Annotated in this window: 18 protein-coding genes; 3 read left to right on the top strand and 15 right to left on the bottom strand. The window is 48.1% G+C overall.

Going from position 1 to position 14466, the window contains the following annotated elements:
- Nucleotides 1-6: 6 nt before the first annotated feature.
- The 11 genes from QN379_RS05680 to QN379_RS23655 form a co-directional block, all read right to left on the bottom strand.
- The gene (locus QN379_RS05680) at nt 7-408 is read right to left on the bottom strand and encodes a hypothetical protein (protein ID WP_323506202.1); all 402 of its coding nucleotides are present in this window, start codon (nt 406-408) and stop codon (nt 7-9) included.
- 159 nt (nt 409-567) lie between these two features.
- Nucleotides 568-867: a hypothetical protein gene (locus QN379_RS05675; protein ID WP_323506201.1), complete on the bottom strand. Its 300-nt coding sequence runs from the start codon at nt 865-867 to the stop codon at nt 568-570.
- Nucleotides 868-933: 66 nt separating this feature from the next.
- Nucleotides 934-1794, bottom strand: coding sequence for an IS3 family transposase (locus QN379_RS05670; RefSeq protein WP_416348527.1), 861 nt, complete (start codon nt 1792-1794; stop codon nt 934-936).
- A gap of 12 nt (nt 1795-1806) precedes the next feature.
- Nucleotides 1807-2100, bottom strand: coding sequence for a transposase (locus tag QN379_RS23670; protein ID WP_416348526.1), 294 nt, complete (start codon nt 2098-2100; stop codon nt 1807-1809).
- A 37-nt stretch (nt 2101-2137) separates the two neighbouring features.
- On the bottom strand, nt 2138-2557 hold the full coding sequence (locus QN379_RS05665; RefSeq protein WP_323506200.1) for an RHS repeat-associated core domain-containing protein: 420 nt from the start codon (nt 2555-2557) through the stop codon (nt 2138-2140).
- Nucleotides 2558-2600: 43 nt separating this feature from the next.
- Nucleotides 2601-3020, bottom strand: a complete 420-nt coding sequence (locus tag QN379_RS05660; RefSeq protein ID WP_323506199.1) for a hypothetical protein — start codon at nt 3018-3020, stop codon at nt 2601-2603.
- Nucleotides 3021-3023: 3 nt separating this feature from the next.
- Nucleotides 3024-3569: an RHS repeat-associated core domain-containing protein gene (locus tag QN379_RS23665; protein ID WP_416348525.1), complete on the bottom strand. Its 546-nt coding sequence runs from the start codon at nt 3567-3569 to the stop codon at nt 3024-3026.
- Nucleotides 3562-3792 carry a hypothetical protein gene (locus tag QN379_RS23660; protein WP_416348524.1) on the bottom strand — a complete coding sequence of 77 codons (231 nt, stop codon included), beginning with the start codon at nt 3790-3792 and terminating at the stop codon, nt 3562-3564. Before QN379_RS23660 ends, QN379_RS23665 begins: the two co-directional genes overlap by 8 nt.
- The gene (locus tag QN379_RS05650) at nt 3792-4022 is read right to left on the bottom strand and encodes a hypothetical protein (RefSeq protein WP_323506198.1); all 231 of its coding nucleotides are present in this window, start codon (nt 4020-4022) and stop codon (nt 3792-3794) included. Before QN379_RS05650 ends, QN379_RS23660 begins: the two co-directional genes overlap by 1 nt.
- 883 nt (nt 4023-4905) lie before the next feature.
- Nucleotides 4906-5100 carry a hypothetical protein gene (locus QN379_RS05645; RefSeq protein WP_323506197.1) on the bottom strand — a complete coding sequence of 65 codons (195 nt, stop codon included), beginning with the start codon at nt 5098-5100 and terminating at the stop codon, nt 4906-4908.
- Between the two features lie 14 nt (nt 5101-5114).
- Entirely contained in the window at nt 5115-5573 is a 459-nt protein-coding gene (locus QN379_RS23655) for an RHS repeat-associated core domain-containing protein (RefSeq protein ID WP_416348523.1), read from the bottom strand.
- Nucleotides 5574-5618: 45 nt separating this feature from the next.
- Between QN379_RS23655 and QN379_RS23650 the strand changes: the two genes are divergently transcribed.
- Complete coding sequence (locus tag QN379_RS23650; protein WP_416348529.1) at nt 5619-5888, top strand: hypothetical protein; 270 nt, start codon at nt 5619-5621, stop codon at nt 5886-5888.
- On the opposite strand, the gene QN379_RS05635 is transcribed toward QN379_RS23650, so the two are convergent.
- Both QN379_RS05635 and QN379_RS05630 read right to left on the bottom strand, forming a co-directional pair.
- A complete protein-coding gene (locus tag QN379_RS05635; RefSeq protein WP_323506196.1) occupies nt 5854-6279 on the bottom strand; it encodes a DUF4279 domain-containing protein in 426 nt (141 codons plus the stop codon). The genes QN379_RS23650 and QN379_RS05635 overlap by 35 nt on opposite strands.
- Nucleotides 6280-6298: 19 nt before the next feature.
- A complete protein-coding gene (locus tag QN379_RS05630; RefSeq protein WP_323506195.1) occupies nt 6299-8695 on the bottom strand; it encodes an RHS repeat-associated core domain-containing protein in 2397 nt (798 codons plus the stop codon).
- Nucleotides 8696-9126: 431 nt separating this feature from the next.
- Here QN379_RS05630 and QN379_RS05625 point away from each other — a divergent pair, with 431 nt between their 5' ends.
- Nucleotides 9127-10047, top strand: coding sequence for a hypothetical protein (locus QN379_RS05625; RefSeq protein ID WP_323506194.1), 921 nt, complete (start codon nt 9127-9129; stop codon nt 10045-10047).
- A 213-nt stretch (nt 10048-10260) separates the two neighbouring features.
- On the opposite strand, the gene QN379_RS05620 is transcribed toward QN379_RS05625, so the two are convergent.
- Complete coding sequence (locus tag QN379_RS05620) at nt 10261-11022, bottom strand: CDP-diacylglycerol diphosphatase (RefSeq protein WP_323506193.1); 762 nt, start codon at nt 11020-11022, stop codon at nt 10261-10263.
- Nucleotides 11023-11336: 314 nt separating this feature from the next.
- Nucleotides 11337-12839: a xylulokinase gene (gene xylB, locus QN379_RS05615; RefSeq protein ID WP_323506192.1), complete on the bottom strand. Its 1503-nt coding sequence runs from the start codon at nt 12837-12839 to the stop codon at nt 11337-11339.
- A gap of 431 nt (nt 12840-13270) precedes the next feature.
- On the opposite strand from xylB, the gene QN379_RS05610 reads away from it, so the two are divergent.
- Nucleotides 13271-14329, top strand: coding sequence for an aldose epimerase family protein (locus QN379_RS05610; protein ID WP_323506191.1), 1059 nt, complete (start codon nt 13271-13273; stop codon nt 14327-14329).
- Nucleotides 14330-14466 lie beyond the last annotated feature (137 nt).

The following is a 14466-nucleotide window of genomic DNA, read 5'->3' as shown; positions in this document are numbered from 1 at the left end:
CTCATTTTAGGAAGATGAATCAAGACTATTTCCTTGAGAAGAATTTTGTGCAAAATAGTCCTCTGCCAATTTGTAATCTTCGGACCTCCAATTCAAGGTCGTAGACACAGCAGATTTTTTTAAATACTGTTCAAAAACCAACCTTCCCGCCTCAGACCTTAGTGACGACAACTCAACTTGAACCACAGTTTTTGCAGCGGTATGGACCACAGAATAAATTGCTCCATGCAGAGTACGCGTTATGACTTCGGTTTCGGTCCCTATATATCTGTCTTCGATGGCGTCAGAAAGCCCTTTTGCCGTGTAGCGACTCAAGTCAGGATTTGCATATTGCAGCACACTTAAATCAAATTTATGAGGCCACTCTTTTAACGCTTGTATTAATAAACTATCAAAATTTAGTCGCATGTTCATTTCCCAACATCTTGAAACCCACTCGTCATGTTCTAGGGAGATGAATTTTTTAAAAAATATGCCTCAGCTAAAGCATAACCCTCTCGCTTCCAGTTTAAATCCGAGGACGCCGCTGCCTCTCTTAATTTTTTTTCAAAAACTAAACGCACGGCCTCAGGACGGACGGATGGAAGAGCACTCCAATTTAAGAACTGTTTTTGCTGTCGCATGGATTACTGAATAAAGTGCGCCTTGCAGAGTACGTGTGATGACTTCCATCTTTGTACCTACACATTTATCCTTAATCTCATTAGAAATTTTCCCCAGTCCTTTTATCGTGTAGCTTTCAATATCTAATGTTGCGTATTGCAATGTACTCAAGTCAATTTTATTGGGCCAGTTTTTTAAGGCTTGCCTGAACAGACTTTCAAAATCTAAATTCATATCCACTCCTCTACTTTCGAATTCGGCCATCGGGCCAAATGCTGCTTGATGGCTTTCTGAGCTTCCCTCGATATTTCGTCGTCCATGAGGTGGATTTTATACCGCTAGTTTTTCCTTCTCCTGCTCACTTGCCCATAATTCCAGATGCTGGATTGGTGATCGATAGCCAAGCGTCGAATGTAGCCGTTTGCGATTATAAAAAACTTCAATGTACTCAAAGCTGGCAGCCTTCATGTCGGCGTGGGTTGGGTAGCGCAGTCCATGATAACGTTCATTCTTAAAGCTGTTAAACCAGCTCTCCGTAGGGGCGTTGTCCCAGCAATTTCCTTTCCGACTCATCGAGCAGATCATGCCAAATTCTTTGAGTTTTTCTTGAAACGCATAGCTGGCGTACTGACTGCCACGATCCGAGTGATGCATGACGCCGGGAGCCGGTCTTCTGCGAAACCATGCCATCTTCAATGCGTCCGTCACGATATCGGTCGTCATGCGTGGCTTGAGCGACCAGCCAATGACTTCCCGATTAAACAGATCAAGAACGATAGCCAGATACAACCAGCCTTCATCGGTCCAAAGATAGGTAATGTCCGAAGTCCACACTTGATTTGGCGCATCTGGCATAAATTCCCGGGCCAGCAGATTTTCCGCTACTGGCAAGCCGTGCTTCGAGTCGGTAGTTGCTCGGTAGCGCCGTTTATGGCGAGCACGGATGCCGCTCTCGCGCATGAGCCTCTCGATACGTTCTTTGCCAGCAGTGAAACCGCGCAGTCGCAGCTCACGGACCATGCGGGGACTGCCGTAAGCACCTTTGAGTTCAGTATGAATACCGCGGACCACCGCCAGTGTCTGGTGATCCGTCAGGCGTTTGCGAGTAGGCGTACCGCCCCGTTTCCACGCCCGAAAGCCGCTAATACGCGCACATTTCAACCAACGTAAAGATCTTGCCTTGCGCCTCAACCCAGGCGTACTTCACAGAACATCCCGCGCGAAGTACGCCGCTGCCTTTTTTATGATTTCGTTCTCTCGCTTTAGACGAGCGACCTCGGCGCGCAGACGGGACAACTCCATGGCCTCTGGTGTGATCACCTTGTTACCGGCACCGTTGAGCTTACCTGTCGCAGAAGCTTTAATCCAGTTACGCAAAGTCTGGTCGCTCAAGCCTAACTCTTTGACTACCAACGAAATGGGCTGGCCATCAGCTACCCGTTTGACGGCAAGTTCTTTGAACTCGATCGTGTATGCCTGTTTTGGTATTTTAGTCATTTCTGTTTCTTCCAAATGTAACGTTATTTTACGTCACCTATGGAGAACTAAATTTCAGGGGAAGCTCAATAGCGGTCGCAGGATTTAACCCAAACGGATCACTATACGAAACCGGATTCCCACCCACATACCCATACGTATTAATCCCACCCGCCAACCCAATCGGGTCGCTCTGCAAATACCGCCCCAACTGCGGATCATAATCCCGGTAGTAATTATAAAAGTGATCAGTCTCCCGATCATACAACTGGCCGGGGAAGCGTGGGTTGTAGGTGAAGTTGCCGATTCCGCGTGGATTCTCGCTTGGGGGCAAGATGCCGAACGGATCGCCCTGATCCCAACGCCAGACCATCTGGTTGTTGCTGGCGTCGGTGATGACGCGGGGTGTATTGCTACGGTCGGCGTATATGTAAAAATATCGGTCTTGTGGCCCGACCTTGGCCGGACGGAGCTGCAAGCCGCGACCAGAATATTATTAGTGACTCATTTTTATTTCACGTTTAACGACTAACGGCGTCGGGACTATTTGCGTGTGGTGGATTTTGCGCAAAATAAGCTTCTGCTAAAGCGTAGTCCTCTGGCTTCCAGTTTAAATCTGAGGCCGCAGCGGCATCCATTAATCGCCTTTCAAAAAACAAACGGACAATTTCAGGTCGTATGGAAGTTAGCTCCAACTTCAAAACCAATTTTGCTACGGCGTGTATTACGTCTGATAGTGCGTAATGCAAAGTACGTGTGATAGCTTCCGCATCCATTCCAATATAAGTATTTTCAATATCCTCAATTAATACTCCCAGGCCTTTTACAGCGTAATTGCTCAGATCTGGCTCGGCATATTGAAGTGCACTTAAATCAATTGCATCAGGCCAGTTTTTTAGGGCTTGATTGAACAAGCTTTCAAAATTCAAGTCGGTAATCATCGTTTATTTACGTACCCTTCCATCAGGCCAAACACTGTTTGGCGTATCGCCTCTTTCCCAAGCTTCCTTATTAGGCCAACGTTTCCATTGGCTACCGTCACCATCTCGATTTCCATGACCTGACTTATCCCGCTCCCATATAGAATCATCATCGCATTGCTTCCCTGGGGTTCCGTTGATTGGCCTGAATTTAGAACGGCCTGGTCTATCGGGATTGTTAGGATAAACGACTGGGCCATCGGCATTGTTTTCGTTAAACATCGGCCCAACCACATTCCAGCCAACCCAAGCACCAACACCCGCCCCAACGACACCACCAACCACCGTACCAACCGGTCCAAACGCAGAGCCAATTCCCGCACCGCCAATAGCGCCAGCAACGGGATTTAACCCAAACGGATCACTATACGAAACCGGATTCCCACCCACATACCCATACGTATTAATCCCACCCGCCAACCCAATCGGGTCGCTCTGCAAATACCGCCCCAACTGCGGATCATAATCCCGATAGTAATTATAAAAGTGATCCGTCTCCCGATCATACAACTGGGAAGCGCGGGTTGTAGGTGAAATTGCCGAGTCCGCTTGGATTCTCGCTTGGTGGCAAGATGCCGAACGGATCGCCTTGGTCCCAGCGCCAGACCATCTGGTTGTTACTGGCGTCGGTGATGACGCGGAGTGTATTGCTATGATCGGCGCAGATATAAAAGAGTTCAGTGACGGCGGATTGCGGTCCTTGAACGGATTTTTCCGGAAAAACGATAAGCATTATTCTGTATCCAATCGTTTCCCATGTAGCAAAATCCGTTCAACTTCCCACTTATCGCCTGACCGCGTCATTAAGACTTTGACGTCAACTGTTTTTGTTGATCCTACGATACGTGCAGTAAAACCTGCTACTCCGACGTGTCCTTTATCCTTTTCAAAAAAAGATTCAAACGGAAGTAATTCTACTTTTTGAAAATTTCCGGCAATGGCAACTAATCTTTGAGAACTCATGCACCATTCCTGAAATGCATTGAACGCGGCTCCTGTAGACATCGCGTAGAAAACATACCCATAAAGTAATGTAGAGGAAAATATAATGGCGATTGATAGTTTTACGAATCGCGATGTACTCATGGCATGTCGGATGTGACTTTTACTTTCTTCTCAATGGTCATAGCAACTCCCTCATTCATCATCAAAATGTTGCCCTCCGACGAAGATCGTCATAAACGTTGCTCTAGAACGTTGGGATATAGCCATTTCGCAGAACTGGACGTTTTAGGAAATATTTCAATGGACAAGTTAAGCCGTAATTCTGCTAATGGATTTAGCAACTCCCATTTAAGCTCGTCTCCAGCATTTACGTTTCCCATTAGTTGTACGTAAAACTCAGATCGCCCACCTTCATTTGATATCCTATGTACAGCATACTGTAAGAAGAAATTTGTTCCACACACGCCTTTAAGAAATCGCTTAATCCGATGTCGGACGGTATCAAATAATGGAAATACCAATATGATTCTTTATATACCCCCTCCTATGCATGCCCTGTTAGTGTTTTCGGTCATCACCTCGTTTCATACTGCGAGTCGAAATCAGGGAGAGTTGCTCTGTAATTTCGTTAGGGTCAATAGTCGGATGAAAAACTCTAAGTGATACATCGAAAAATGGTGCGATCATTATCATGGCGCTGCATCCTATTTATTGTGAATTTATCTTTTACTTGGTTTCGCTGATCCTACGCAACTGGAGGCCCGGCCATTACCTTCGTTATCGCCAATAATGACTCCGCCTTCAAAAGCAATACGGTTCAGTGTGCTGGCCGCTTATGTCACGGTTGATATTTTTATGATCAGCTGGCCATTCATCCATAAACTTTAATCCCGCTATGTACCTACTTTTTTTTCTTATTCTTATAGCCTATTAATCTCAAAAGCAATCCTACGGCAACAGCACCTACCCCCACAAGTACGGAAATTTGAACAATCAGTTTTGCATCAAGCCAAATGTCAAACCACATTAAAGCAAAGCCAGCAAGAGCAATAAGCAATGAAATAAAGCCAACGGCTATAATTTTTTGTTCAGACATTGATTTTTCCATATCTATTTACCGAGACAATAATACTGCGTTTCACATTGCATATAACCTGCACTCATGCCAACAGAAGGACCTAAGAGCCATCGTCCATACGAAGCACCATCACCATTTCCTTGAAGCTGATGTGGTCCAATATAGCCCCCGCTAGTATTTGAAGTGCCACTACACAAGGCGCCGGCACCAACAGAACCCGCAATACCAACACTTCCTCCAACCGGAGCATTCCAGCCGGCACCAAAACATTTATTTGTATAAAAACAAGCGGTACCTTTTGTATCAATAGCAATACCGGAGTCAGCACTTCCGGCGATCGGCCCAACGTTTCCTGCGCCTCCCGCACCTATAGTGATATAGCCTGAGGGCCACCCCCACAAGCCCAGTGGATCAACAAATGAAACCGGATTCCCACCCACATACCCATACGTATTAATCCCACCCGCCAACCCAATCGGGTCGCTCTGCAAATACCGTCCCAACTGCGGATCATAATCCCGCTAGTAATTATAAAAGTGATCAGTCTCCCGATCATACAACTGGCCGGGGAAGCGTGGGTTGTAGGTGAAGTTGCCGATTCCGCGTGGATTCTCGCTTGGGGGCAAGATGCCGAACGGATCGCCTTGGTCCCAGCGCCAGACCATCTGGTTGCCGCGTGCATCGGTTATGGCAGGGGAAATTTAGCGCGTATGTACAGACGGACTGAGCGCGCACTTACAATCATCTCTGCCCCATTCTGGCTCAACCGCGCTATTCGTCTTCTGGGATCGACCTATATATTGTGAACTCTATAGACAATCCAATATTGCCAAGTATGACTGTTGATTCTTTACTCAATAAAAGCGATACACTTGAATCACCACCCTCACCCTCGCTGTCCACAATGCATATATCTACCCAAGCATTGTCTACATTTGGCAAATTAGGAAGCAAATCGTATGCATGCTGAAATCTGTCTTTTAGACATTTGATGTGATCGTCGATTGTTAGTGTATTAGATGGATCGTCACTCTTCCATGTCCAAAGACCAAATTTCGATATGATTTCTTTTTTGGAGGATGAAATTTTTCGGTCGCCTTTGCGTCTGGATATACGAGGGACAACATTCAACATTGTGGTAATTTCCCCTGGGTTCAGAAGATCGCCGGTAAATCTTAATGTGACAGATATCGTCATGAATTTTTCCTCCAAATTGTTAGTGACCATCACCCAGGTCTCCAATATGCTCGCCGTTTCCATCAAACACTTCACCAGTATTAGGATTTACTGCGCAGTTGTCGACTGCCTTGGAACCAGGTTTTCTTCGATTTCCTTTTTTAATTTCGTGAAATATATCAACGGCGTTGTCCACTCCATTTCTTCTGCCCCATTCTTTAGACCCCGGGATTGCGTCAATTGCTCCAGGTGGAAGCTTATTTTGTTGAAGGACACTATTGACCCAGTAACCCAAACCAACGCCGACTCCGGTTCCCACAACAGCACCAACAACGGTTCCTGGCCCCGGAAATATAGCAGTCCCAATTCCGGCACCAATAGCGGTCGCAGGATTTAACCCAAACGGATCACTATACGAAACCGGATTCCCACCCACATACCCATAGGTATTAATCCCACCCGCCAACCCAATCGGGTCACTCTGCAAATACCGTCCCAACTGCGGATCATAATCCCGATAGTAATTATAAAAGTGGTCCGTCTCCCGATCATACAACTGGCCGGGGAAGCGTGGGTTGTAGGTGAAGTTGCCGAGTCCGCTTGGGTTTTCATGCGGTGGCAAGATGCCGAATGGGTCGGCGTGATCCCAGCGCCAGACGATCTGGTTGTCGCGTGCATCGGTGATGACCCGGGGCGTGTTGGCGTGATCGGCGTAGATATAAAAGAGTTCGGTGACGGTGGATTTGCCGTCGTTGCCACTGCGTTGGCGCATGACGGTTACCGGGATATCGCCCAGAAAGACGGTCTCTTGGATGACTTGATGGTGTGCATCGTATTCACCGATCAGATGACCGGCTTTGTCATAGATGTAGCTGTTGAGGCCGGTGGCAACGACCGTCTCCGGGCCTTGTTTTATGGTGCGCTGGCCTTTGCCGTTGTAGGTGTAGGTGACCGTGTTGCCCGCGTTGGTGGCGCTGATCATGCGACCGGTGTTGTTGTAGAGGTAGCTGCGCGTGCCGTCGCTGAGTACGTGCCCTGCGGCGTCGTAGATATTGACACGCGCTGGTGCAGGACCGGTGGTGGCGGTTAAGCGGTTGCTGTTGGCGGCAATCGTATTGGCGTAATCATGGTTATCAAAAACGGTCTGGGTGCGGTTGCCGCTCTGATCGTAGTGATAGTGCTGGACGTGATCACCTTCGGCGGTGCTGGCGGTGACGCTGATGACGCGACCCAGATTGTCGTAACTGAAGCGTTGATCCAGACTATTTGGGATAATTTTGTTGGTAACACCGCCGGTATGGGTCATGCCGATAATCCGGCTGGCAGCATCGTAAGCCAGTTGCCGTTGCGTACCGTTCTGCGCAATATTGCCGAGCGGATAACCGGTGATCCGGCCAGCCATGTCGAAGGTGCGCACAGCAATGTTGGGTGCGGCGGTGGTGCTGTTGCCCCACGTCCAGCCGTTGACGGGGCCAAACGGTTGATAGTCAATATGCGTCAAGAGGGGAATGCCGGAACCGGGGGCATTGACCGGCAGCAAAGTAAGGCCAATGAGCCATGTGGTGGCATCGTACTCGTAGCGGATTCGGTTGCCGCTTGGATAGGTGAGAATACCGGTCAGGCCGCGTTCATTGCCACCGACCGCGTAGGTGTAGGCGAGCGAAAACTGCTGTGCATCGGAACCGCTACCGATCGTCTGTTCACGTTGTCGCAATTGCCCAAAACCATCATGATGATAAGTGGTGAAACCGGACGGGTCGCGCATGCGGGTTAAGGAACCGATGTCGGACCGGATGTTGCCAGTTCTGACGCCGTCATAGTCGAACTGCGCTACCGTGCCCGAGGCGTCGGCAATGTGGCTGACCCGATTGAGGACGTCATACGTATAGGTCGTGGTTTTACCGCGGGCATCGGTGGAGGTTTCCATGTTACCGGCTTCGTCATAAGTCTTGAGGGTCGTGCCGGTATCGGGGCTGGTGATGGCGGTCTGGTTGCCAAAACCATCGACGTCATAGGTGGTGACCAGACTGCGCGGATCGGTCACGGAGCGAGGTTGATCTTGCCCGTCATACCGCACGTTGATGGTGGGGCCGACGCCACCCGCCATCGGTGCGGGAAGACGTTGCTGAATCGGTCGGTTGAGGCTGTCGTATTGGTAGGTGGTGACGTTGCCTAGCGGATCGGTGATCGTTGTCACGTTGCCCATTTTGTCGTAGGCGTAACTGGTGGTGCTGGGTGTTGCCTGAGCGCTGGTGACTGTGCCGCTGAGACCGGCAAGAGTCATCAATACGGCGCCGGTTAAAAACTTCTGACCGCGATATCGGCTGGGTGTCAGTACTTTAAAAATTCGTGATAATAACGACCTAAATAACACCGCAAACTGCCGCCCTACTTGCTTCCGTAAATGATCCTCATCCAACTGAACAGATTGCCCCATAGATCGCATCTCCCTAATTTTTTATTTGGAATTTCGTGCCAAATAATAGACTCGGATTTGAATATTCAGGACAGCAGATTTGGCGATCTAGGGGTATTACTTAATTACCAAACGACAAAAATATAATACGATTATCGCGCACGACTGATACGTTTTTGCGGCGACTATTTACCTCCCTCAAAAAGATAAGATTTCGATGAACTTTATGTTCGCTTAAGTCTCTATTCGTGAGGCTAAAGTGATGACTGAATTAGTTTTCAATCGCGCCAATTTTTCGCTTTTTTAAAATTTTTAAAGGAATACAATCATGAAAAAAACACTCAAACAAATCTCCAAAGACACCCGCAAAAAAAATCAAAACGCCTACTGGTAAATCAAAAATAAATAAGAATAAAGAGCTTGCGGGCTCTTTATTTTTTGGGGAGAACAGAATGCATTTTATCGACTATTTCAAAGCGTTGAAGGATAGGGAGTTGACCTGCCTCTACGACAGCATGCCGGTATACGAATCGCTAAGACGTCAGGGGTTTAGAAATTTGGTGGCGTTTGATCGATTTGATTTCAGCATTGAGAAACCATGCTTTGCAATCATCTCGTTGTATGAAACCCACGATAAATTAAAAGTGTTATGGGATACTTCCCGCGCCTACGTATCACATATTGCGGTGGCGAAATTTGACAATTCGATAGCAAGTATTGATTACGCGTTGGAACGGATGCTGGCTGTCGATGTCGCAAAGGCTATTCACTATCGTAATCAAGTCTACGAGGCATTCTCTGTTAGCGACATTGTTCACATACAGCGTGGCGCGACGGACGTGCGTTGCACGCTCGGTGATGAATTGGAAATCGCGAATTGTGATCTCGAATTATCCGGGGGTTGGTTTTACTCGATTGCAGAATGGTTTGAAGCGTCGGTAGTGAATATGGAATCGGAGCGATCAAGTTTTTCTCTCGCTGGCACCCTGGAATTCGATGGATTAATTTATCTCGCCAACAATCCCGAATTGAAGAAAAAATGTCACAAGGATGCTGATCGATTACTGCAACTGGTTAGCCAGGGGAAAAACCTCGTCACATTTGAAAATAATAAACTGGTGTCATTGATCGCGGGGGGACAAGACGAGACAGCGTGTTTACAAAGAATGTTTGAACGGGACAGAAGGGAAATGTCTGCCACCGAATTCGCCTTTGGATGCGTGGAACATGATGCGATTCAGTGGAATATTAATTCGTTGTTAAACGAAAGCACTTACGGAATGCATATTGGAATTGGTATGGGACAGCAAGCACCACACATCGATTTCATTGCGAAGGGATTATCCTTTGATAATTGTACGCAGGCGTTGTAACAATCATCGACAGGTTGCCCGGCTTGATTTTTATCAATAAGTAAATATAGAGAAATGATTCAAAGTACGGATACAGAATCGGGAAAATCCACAGCCCGATTCCATCGATACGTTGACCTGCGATCAGGCCACATTCACCCGCCTATCAATACAACAAAAAATGTGGATTAATTACACCGATGATAAAGTTTTTGCACAAAGTTTCACGAAAAATTATTTATCGCTAACAGGCGCGCAGCTGGTGAGCAAGTCTTCAGCATGTCCAGGGTAACGGCTAGGATTAGTTTTTCGATACTCGCTACGTAATACGACCGCACGTTCTCCAAGGCTTCCATAATGCATGCTGGTCGCAAAAAAACTCTGCCTATCCGGGTGATGCGCTGCGCTAGGATAAGATTTTAAAAAATCTTGCATGAGATTATTGGGAATATCTGCGCCTGGCATGCGTTTGGCATAATAATTTTGCTGACTATTAATCTTGATTTTGATCCATTTTTTTTCATTTATTTTCCATTTTATATTTTCCAATTCCTGGGTGACAGATGGCTTGATGCAATTCATGTGGACATGTAACTGATTTTGACTACGATTGCAGGCAGAGTTAATCGCAATGCCGACCTGTTCTGGTTTGTTGCCAAACTGCGCCGCTGCAATATAACGCTGCCGCCACGCTTCTGAAAAATACGCTGGGTAACCAGAGCGCCACATTTCAGGTGATTCAATACCTGTAACGGTTAACGTCGGAATCAAAAGATAATGCGGTGGAATCTGATTCGATTTAAATACTACGAAATTCTTGTTTTCTGTTAAGCATTGCACGTGATCAGGCGTCTTTGTTTCAACACAATATTTTTTAACGACTTCCCATAGTTTGTTGCTATTAAAGCCTTCTGCCACGCAGAAATTTGCGGCTGAAGCTGCGGTATAAAATATGCTGAATGCACTCAACACAATGATCTGATTTAACTTTTTCACTCTTCTTCCGGTCATTTTTATTCGATATGAAATGTCTATTTATGCAAACAATAGGCTTGTAGAGTACCCATCTGCATGCGTGATAATCCCTTAGCTTACCGCCAGCTATTAAGGTTAGGTCGGTTTGCCACACACCATTTTTTCAATAACCGGGTCTATGCGAACACCGCACCTTAATGGCATATATGCCGACTTCGCCCAACATCTATCAAAACAGAGAAAATGTGAAAACCTCATTTTTTCTCTTTGATAACCGTTCACATTTTCCTGACTTCAGATAAAAAATGGGACGAAGCCGTTCACCAAATTCTGGCTTAAAAAACAGATTTCAACTGTTCGTAAATCACGTTGAATTTTTTTCTGCGGGTTGCAAAACGGTTATGACGATCAAGATTCGGTGTATGAATGGCGATCTCTTTAGGGACTGTGCAGATTTCGCTCAGCGTAGCGGTGTCACCGCTGATCTGCGCGACACCAATCCGTGCCAATCGTGCGGCACCTAAGGCTGGCCCGACATCACCACCCTGACGCCGGGTGAGCGGCTTGTTGCTGATATCAGACAGCATCTGCACCCAAAATGCGCTACGCGAACCACCGCCAATAAGTGTGATATCGGTCGATACCAACCCTGTCGACTCCAGCGCATCAATACCATCAGCGAGGCCGAAACCGACGCCTTCCAAAGTTGAATAGGCCAAATCGGCAGGCTTGGTGCTAGCATTGAGTCCAAAAAAAACGCCTTGTGCAGCGGGATTGTTATGCGGTGTACGCTCGCCGTTCAGATAGGGCAGAAATAATGGCGTGCCGCTATTGCCAGTGCCATCACCGGTATTGTCTTCGCCACGTACTTCAGCGGCCGCGAGTAGCGCTGGCACATCGGCGTAACCTGTCAGTTGTGCCGTGAAGTCGAGGCATGATGCCGCGGATAACATGACCGACATCAAGTGCCAGGTATTGGGTAGCGCGTGACAAAAGCTGTGGACTGCCCGCTCAGGATTGGCATGAAAACCGTCGCTCGCGGCAAAGTAGACGCCCGAAGTACCAAGAGAAAACATGGCCTGACCCGGCTTGATCACGCCAACACCAATTGCGCCGGCCGCGTTATCACCCGCACCGGCCACGATCGGCACTTGCTTCAGGCCCCAACGTTGCGCCAACTCTGGCTGCAACGTTCCGGTGATATCGGTTCCCTCATAGAGTTGGGGCATGTGCTTGCGGGTGAGTCCGGTCGCGACCAGCAATTCATCACTCCAGTCGCGCTGCCCGACATCAAGCCACATTGTACCGGCGGCATCCGACATATCGCTGGCGAAATCACCGGTAAGTTGGTAGCGAAGCCAGTCTTTGGGTAGTAATACCATTGCAATCTGGTCAAATAGTTGAGGCTCGTATTTTGCCAGCCACAACAATTTTGGCGCGGTAAAGCCGGGCATCATCAAATTGCCGGTTAGTTTGCGCGAGGTGGAAACGCGTCGTTCCAGTTCAGCGCATTCTTCAAAGGAGCGCCCGTCATTCCACAGAATTGCCGGACGCAACACGTCGCCTTTGGCATCGAGCACAGTCGCACCATGCATTTGACCGGTCAGACCAATCGCTTCAATAGAAGCGGGGCGAATACCTTCTTTGGCCGCCGCGACCAGCAATGCATCCACCGCTTGCTGGCAAGCATGCCACCAATCTGCTGGATTTTGTTCACGCCACAATGGTTGCGGTTGGGTAACCGTTAGCGGTATGGTGATGCTGCCGCGCAGACTATCCTGGCGATCAAGAAGAATCGCCTTTACGCCGGATGTACCTAGATCGATACCTATAAACATATGGTCACTTGTGGTTATTTGTTTTTACGGAGACTGACGGCAGATGCCCCAGCGGCGCTATACCGCTTAACATACCATTCGCCATGGTTTTGTCGACAGATATTACTGGGATACTGAAGGACCCGCGCTGCGACAGTCAGCATTATTTAGGCTTGCTTAAGTCCGTTGCGGGGACGTTTTTGCGTTAATCCAAGAGGGTGTGGTCGAATATTGACAATGGCACGCCCATATAAAAAATTATTAAAATGAGCACATAATTATCGTTTTTTACTCGCGCTTAAATATATTTAATCGGACGCGTTACACCATGCTGCGTACAATTTAAGTCTCGATCTGGACGAATGAAGGGACTTAAAAGATAACACTTGACGGTTCCACTCGTTATTTTTGCGTTGACCGTGAGGATCTTGCCAGATGAATGACTGTAACCAATGACTGCGACAATGATCCCATTTCCCATCACCAGCACCGAGACCGACAGCGGTGAAACGCTGTACACATTACAAAATGCCCGCGATATGCGCGTCGTGATCAGCAATCGCGGTGCAACAATGATCTCGTGGCACACTCCTGACCGCTACGATCGTATCGCCGATGTCTTGCTCGGGTATCCAGATAGCCAAGGTTATCTTAATAACCCCACCTATTTTGGCGGTCTGATCGGGCGTTGGGCCAATCGTATTGCGGATGGCCACTTCACGCTTGACGGAGTAGATTTTCTGGTCGATCAGAATAACGGTACCAATCATCTGCATGGCGGCAATGCTGGTTTTCATCTGGCTATGTGGCAAGCCCATCCGGAGGAAGACGGGTTACGATTCACGCTTACGTCGGCAGAAGGCGAAGCCGGTTTTCCTGGCAATCTTCAGGTGGAGGTACGCTATGAGCTTGATGACAATGGTTGCCTGACCATTGATTATCAAGCGATCACGGACGCACCGACGCCGGTCAATCTGACTTCGCACGCCTACTTCAATCTGAATGGCGGGTGCAGCAGTATTGGCGATCACTTACTCGCGATTGATGCTGATCATTTTCTAAAAGTCGATGCAAAATTGATTCCGACAGAACGTGCCGAGGTGGCGGGCAGTACGTTCGACTTTCGGCAGCCAGCGCCGATTGGTCCCCGTTTAACCTGGCCGGATGCCCAAATCGAATTGGCGGGTGGGTTCGATCATTGCTATTGCTTGCATTGGAACGCAGGCGTTGAACCTGGCACTTTACGTGACGTAGCGAATGTTTATGATCCCGGTTCCGGACGCGAATTAACCGTCGCGACGACCGAAACGGGGCTCCAGTTTTATAGCGGAAATTATCTCGCTGGTGTCAAAGGTCGTGGCGCGCTACCGTATGCGACGCATGACGGATTCTGCCTTGAGGCGCAAGCTTTCCCCAACCAAATAAATGGCCCTGACGCCGAGGCGGTGATATTGCGCCCTGGCCGCACTTATCGGCAAACTACTGTGTATCGTTTGAGCGTACGCGCATGAATGCGGCATTCGGTACGCTTATTGTTAAGCTAAATGGGCTCGTGGGGCTATTTAAAAGCCCTCAGTCGCTGCTAAGTCTCTGTGTTTATCCTCAGAGGCACATAACAAACAAAGTCCAAAAGGAGATCGATCCTTGC

The sequence above is a fragment of the Glaciimonas sp. Gout2 genome (assembly GCF_035018905.1).
GTDB lineage: Bacteria > Pseudomonadota > Gammaproteobacteria > Burkholderiales > Burkholderiaceae_D > Glaciimonas.
This window is presented reverse-complemented; position numbering and strand designations above follow the sequence as displayed.